Below are 6,265 nucleotides of genomic sequence, written 5' to 3' on the forward strand. Positions count from 1 at the left end.
CCGACCTTGAGACACATAGAGATTAAGACTGCAAAGATACGAAAGCGGAAGTTAGCTTTGGCCTGTTTAACGACAAATATTCCGACAAAGCAGTCATGACTATTAGTTTATTGTTAAATCTAATCTTTCTTTTCGTTCATCTACTCAATAACCCCACGCTAAACGTGACTTTAGCGTGGGGTTAGAGTTCACAGTAATTTTATCTGGATAGCTCTTTTATTTTTTTCTCTGAAAACCAGCGATATAAAACAGGTAAAACAAATAATGTTAACAGTGTTGCAGTTACCAAGCCGCCAACAATAACACTCGCTAATGGGCGCTGTATTTCTGCACCAACACCATTAGACATTAACATCGGTATCAAACCTAAAGCTGATGTTATAGCAGTCATAAGTACAGGTCTTAATCTTGAAGTAGCGCCTTCAAAAACGGCTTTAGATGCTTCTAGACCGTCTTTAATACGTTGGTTGATACTTTCTACCATAACGACCCCATTCAATACCGCTACACCAAATAAGGTAATAAAGCCAACGGAGCTTGGTACAGACAAGTATTGTCCAGATAAATATAAGGAGAAAACTCCGCCAATTACAGCAAGCGGCACGTTGACCAATATCAGCATAGCTTGACCAACAGAACCAAAGGCAAAGTAAAGTAGTAGTGCGATTAGTGCTAACGATAAAGGTACAACTATAGCTAACCTATTTTGAGCACGTTTTTGACTTTCGAACTGGCCGCCAATCGAAACAGAATAACCTGAAGGTAAGTCAACCTTTTCAGCAATTACCGTTCTGATATCGGCAACCACGCTTCCCATATCTCGATTTTGTACATTTGCTTGGATAACGACTCTTCGTTGTACATCATCGCGTCTAACTTGTGGTGGGCCTGACTCAAATGAGACTGAGGCTACGTCACCCAGCCGCACCCAAGCACCAGTAGGTGATTGAAGCCGAATATCAGCAATAGCTTCTTTGTTACTTCGGTACTCTTCCTCTATGCGAACGTAAATATCATAACGTTCATTACCATTGATTATTTGTCCGGCTTCAACACCACCAATACCATCACGCACAACCTCCATTATGTCACTCACAGACAATCCAAAGCGTGATAGTTCTTGCCTGTTAGGACTTATCACCAATTGCGCTTCACCAGCAATTTGCTCCAATGCAACATCCCTTGCACCTTCAATGTTTTTAATTGCTGTTTCTATTTCTTGACCTTTAGCCGCCAGTACCTCAAGTTCAGGCCCAAACAACTTTATCGCCAACTGAGCCTTAACACCAGATAGTAGCTCATCGACACGAGTCGCAATAGGTTGAGAAAAGTTGAGTAGCAACCCAGGGAATTCTTCTAAAGATCTCTCCATTTTTCCTTGAAGTTCATATCGATTAGATGCACTGGTCCACTCAGAAACAGGCTTCAACCCTATGTAAATTTCGATGTTATTCACAGGCTCTGGGTCTCCACCTATTTCTGCTCGACCAATTCGGCTTAATGCATAGGTTACTTCAGGGAAAGCCATTAGTTTTTCTTCTAGAATTGGTGCCACAGTGAGCGCGGTATCTAAACTGGAAGAAGGTGCAAGCGTTGCTCTTAAGTTTATCGTCCCTTCTTCTAACTCAGGTACAAATTCAGTACCAATTAATGGAACTAATGCAAAGGCAGAGAAAACTAATATAAGTGCGGCTGAAATGACTAATTTGGTGCGTTTTAGTGCGAATGTAAGCCCTTTTCTGTAGAGTTTGTCTAATGGCCTAAGAACAAAGCTTTCCCTCTCTTTTACACCTGACTTAAATAAATAAGTAGCTAAAGCGGGTACAACAAACAACGCAACCACAATAGCAGATATAACAGCTAAAATGATGCTTATTGCCATAGGTTGAAATAACTTTGCCTCAACACCTTCAAAGCTAAATAAAGGCGTAAATACGACTAAAATAATAGAAGCTGCAAAAAATACGGGACGAGCCACTTCTTTACCCGCATTTTGAAGACGTAACTTAATACCATGCTCATCTTGTTCTACATCATGTGGATCAGTATCAGCACTAGGCACTCTTTCTTTTACAGTTTTTAAATGGGTAGAGTCTGGTCTATTTAAATGCTTAAACATGTTTTCAACCATCACGACTGAACCATCAACTAGCATACCAATGGCTACGGCAATGCCACCCAATGACATAAGGTTTGCAGAAATGCCCCACCAAGCCATGATCATTAACGCGATACCAATTGAAATTGGAATAGATATTAGGACAAGGAAGGTTGCACGTATATTCATTAAAAATAGTGCTAATACAATACAGATGAAAATAAATGCTAGTAATAGTGCATCAACTACTGTATCAACGGCTTTTTCAATCAAATCAGCCTGATCATAAAATGGTTCAAAGCGAACACCTTTAGGCAATGCTTGATTAATCAATGGGATTCTTGCATTGATACCATCAATGGTGGCTTTAGTATTAGACCCCATGCGTTTTAAGACAATGCCAGAGACAACTTCACCTAAATTTTCGACTTTACCGTCTTCGGTTTTGCGCGTCATTGTGACAGCACCTTGACGAATTTCACTGCCCATTTCAACTTTAGCAATATCCGAAACCGTCACAACTGTCCCATCAACTGTTTTGACGGGAACTTGTTTGATATTACTAATACCAGCGTCACCACTTTCAAACCAACCTGCACCTCTAATAACAAGCTGCTCTTGCCCACGGTTCATATACCATCCGCCAACATTGGCATTGTTGTTATCTAGGGCACCAACAACGTCTTCTTGCGTTAGGTTATAAGAAAGAAGCTTAGATGGATCTACATTTACTTGGTACTGCCTAACAATACCTCCAAAGGAGAGTACATCAGTAACACCATCGACAGGCATAACGAGTAATTTTACTACCCAATCATTGAGACTCCTGAGTGCCATAGCATCATAGCCTGCATCTTTATCTGAAATAAGAAGGTACTGAAATACTTGGCCTAGCCCTGAGGTGTTTGGCCCCATTTCGGGTGTGCCGACACCTTCTGGTATCAGTTCTTTTGCGGCTTGAAGACGCTCAAATACAAGTTGTCTTGCAAAGTAAATGTCGGTGCCTTCTTTGAAAACAACCGTGACGCCAGACAAGCCTGTTTTAGAAATTGAGCGCACTTGTTCTACATCAGGTAAGGCATACATGACCGCTTCAATGGGGTACGTAATGAGTTGTTCAACTTCTTCAGCAGCTAGTCCTGGCGCTTCAGTATTTACAGCAACTTGAACATTAGTAACATCAGGAAAGGCATCTAAATTTAGTTTTGGTATAACCATAATTGCGCCGACAATTGTGGCAAACAGCGCAATCAAAATCAGGAGTCTATTATTAACAGACCAATCTATTATTTTATTAAACATAGTCTTGCTCCTTAGTGGTTATGCGGATCAAATCCGCCTTTAGCGATTTCAGAAGCAACAAAAAATGCGCCTTTGGTTACAATTCGCGTCCCACTATCAAGGCCAATGATTTCCCTAAAATCACCTAAGGCTCGGCCTAGTTCTACTTCTACAGCTTTAAATTCTCCAGGGTGGTCTTCGACAAATACGGTCCAATCACCATCTGCGCTGCGGATCAATGCTTCTTCTGGCACAGCCATCACTTTCTGCTTTGTGGCAAACTGAAAGTAAACTTTTACAAACATACCTGAATGAAGGTTATCATCAGCATTCTGTACCCCCAATCTAATAATTCTTGTACGAGTTACGGGATCAATTGTATGGGCTTCTTGGATAACTTTGGCATTGTAACTCTGGCCTTCTAATTTAAGTACCGCAGGAGAATCAATTGATAAATTTAGCTTTTTATTTGGAGAAACTTTTGCTTCAACCCATAGTTGTTTTTCATCAGCTAACAACATGACTGAATCCCCAGCATCAACACGTTGCCCTTGGATAAAGTCGTCTTGAAGCACGACACCTTCACGGTGCGCCGTTAATGCATATTGTCCAAATGCTTTAATGTCTTTGTTAGAAATACCATTTATTGCTTTTTCAGTTAACCCTAAAGCAATGAGCTTGCCATAGCTCGCATTGTATGTTGTTTCAGCTTGTAATAATCGACTTTCACTCACCGTCTTATTACCCAGCTTTTTTACACGTTGCCATTCGGTTGAAGCGATTAAATAGTCAGCTTGTGCTTGTGCCATTGCTTCACTAAATAATGTAACTAACTTCTGACCTATTTCTACATACTCGCCAAGCGCTGCATGGCGACTGATAATGACTGACTCTGTACGTGGTGATACCACATAACTTTTATAGCCATTAGCTTTTATTTCGCCAGGTGCATATACGGAGCTAAATTGATATTCAGGCTTAACACTTTCCACTTTAATGTTAGCAAGCGACATCTTCTTTGGATCAATAGTGATACCTTCTTCATGTCCTTCTTCTCCCTCTTTATTACCACCTTCATGGCCGTGCTCGTCATGGTCACCTTTATCTTCTTCATGTCCCTTTTCGTGTTCATGCTCATCTTGATGTTCTTTTTCTTCTTGTTTCGAAACGTTTGTGACAGAACCAGTTCCATCTGACGACTGTGCAAAAGCATCATGATTTGTAGTAAACCCAACTAACAGGCAGCTAATTACTACGGCTAAAAATTTTTTACTAATTACTGTATTCATTTTTGTAACCTATATTTTTAATAAATTTAAGATTTCGTTTTTCGCTACTGAAAAAACAAAGCGCTCAAATCTCAAATTTGGATAACTGACCCATACTTAAAATGAAGGATATTTCTGCAAGCTTGAATTGATTTTCCAAACGTATTCCTGCATGAAGCCCTTCCGCACGTTGATTTAATGCAAGTAAGTAGTCAGAAGTATTAATGTCACCAGCTTCCCAGCGCTTATTTAATAAGTTTTCGCTGCTATCTAATCTGCCTTTTGTCAGTTTTTGCCATTGCTCATAATATTTTTTACTGACAATAAGCGATTCATAATTAGCTTTTGCTTCAAATGACTGCTTTCGATAAACCGACCGAAAGTTAGCCTCTGCTGCAATTGCTTCTGAATAAGCGGCTTTAACAGTATCTGAATAGTTATTTCTGATATTTAAAGGCATTGAGAAAGTCACGCCAATCAAGTCTTCATCTCCACTTTTCCCTGCGTTAACTCCAATGGTTGGATTGGCTTTAGATTCCATAGTGGTTAGTTGAGCTTTAGATTGTTTTATCTTCCATTGCGCTCTAGCGAGTTTAACTTTTGGATGTTCCTCAACCCACTGAGAGTTAAATGAATAGTTTGTTGCTCCAAAAGTAAATGAAAACAAATTGGTAGTATTAGGCGTCCAATCAGGCAATAACTCCTGAACATTTACCTCTGCATTTTTCAAAGCAATTTGCGACTCAGATATTTCACTGAAAACTTGGGACAAGTTTAAATAAACCAGTTCAGCGTCAAGTGGCTCTAAAAGTCCTGCTTTTCGCTTATCTTCAATAATTCCAACGAGCGTTTGTAATTGATTTTCTCTTACTGAAAGTAACTGAGCCACCTTTTTTGCTGCTTGCCAATTAACTATTGCAGTTAAAGCGTTAGCCTTTTTAGAATCGAGTAGAGATAACAATTGTTGCTGGTTTGCATAAACACCAATTTCACCAATGCTTTTATTTGCTGATTGCTTATCCCAAAAATCAATCGTTTGACTGATACCAATAGAATAATTATCAAAATCACCCTCTTTTTCATAGCTTGCTTCAAGCTCTGGGTTATATACGGCTTTAGTTAAGCTCTTGGCTCTATGATTACTTGCATTAAGTAACTCTTTAGCCGCAACAACTTCGGGATCTTTATTTATTTGACTATCTAGCCATGAAATACTTTTCTGTTTGGCATAAGTGGCAACTGAAAAACTCACAGCCATACATAAAGACAGGACTAAACCTGCATTTTTTAAATATATATACATAAAAATTCTTAATTTTAAAATTAATAAACACGAAACCTTTATCCATTATTAAAGGATAAATAGGTCATTAAAAATTAATCTAATTAAGAAATGGGCGGACGAAGTATCGCTTCAAGAAAGGTACTTGTTTGATCAATTTGATAAGGCGTTTTATTGATAATGTTTAGTTTGCCCGTGGTATTTGAATTACTGACTAAAATCCAAGATAAGTGGCTGCCACTGCAATGACCGCAGTGATGACAATCTTTTTCATTATGCTGCTCATCACCTACATTATCATTTGAGACATTTCGATCATCTGCATGATCATGTTGA

The 6,265-nt window shown here is 39.2% G+C and carries 4 protein-coding genes; all 4 read right to left on the bottom strand.

Annotated features, from left to right (window positions below; all coding sequences use genetic code 11):
* Nucleotides 1-199 precede the first annotated feature (199 nt).
* On the bottom strand, nt 200-3,400 hold the full coding sequence (locus I6E69_RS20300) for an efflux RND transporter permease subunit (protein WP_004588883.1): 3,201 nt from the start codon (nt 3,398-3,400) through the stop codon (nt 200-202).
* 11 nt (nt 3,401-3,411) lie between these two features.
* Nucleotides 3,412-4,668, bottom strand: a complete 1,257-nt coding sequence (locus I6E69_RS20305) for an efflux RND transporter periplasmic adaptor subunit (protein ID WP_002962258.1) — start codon at nt 4,666-4,668, stop codon at nt 3,412-3,414.
* Between the two features lie 64 nt (nt 4,669-4,732).
* Complete coding sequence (locus I6E69_RS20310; RefSeq protein WP_008468875.1) at nt 4,733-5,950, bottom strand: TolC family protein; 1,218 nt, start codon at nt 5,948-5,950, stop codon at nt 4,733-4,735.
* Nucleotides 5,951-6,033: 83 nt separating this feature from the next.
* On the bottom strand, nt 6,034-6,265 hold a 232-nt coding region (locus I6E69_RS20740), incomplete at its 5' end, for a hypothetical protein (RefSeq protein WP_231619841.1).

Source organism: Pseudoalteromonas sp. NZS100, assembly GCF_015864815.1.
Classification (GTDB): Bacteria; Pseudomonadota; Gammaproteobacteria; order Enterobacterales; family Alteromonadaceae; genus Pseudoalteromonas; species Pseudoalteromonas distincta.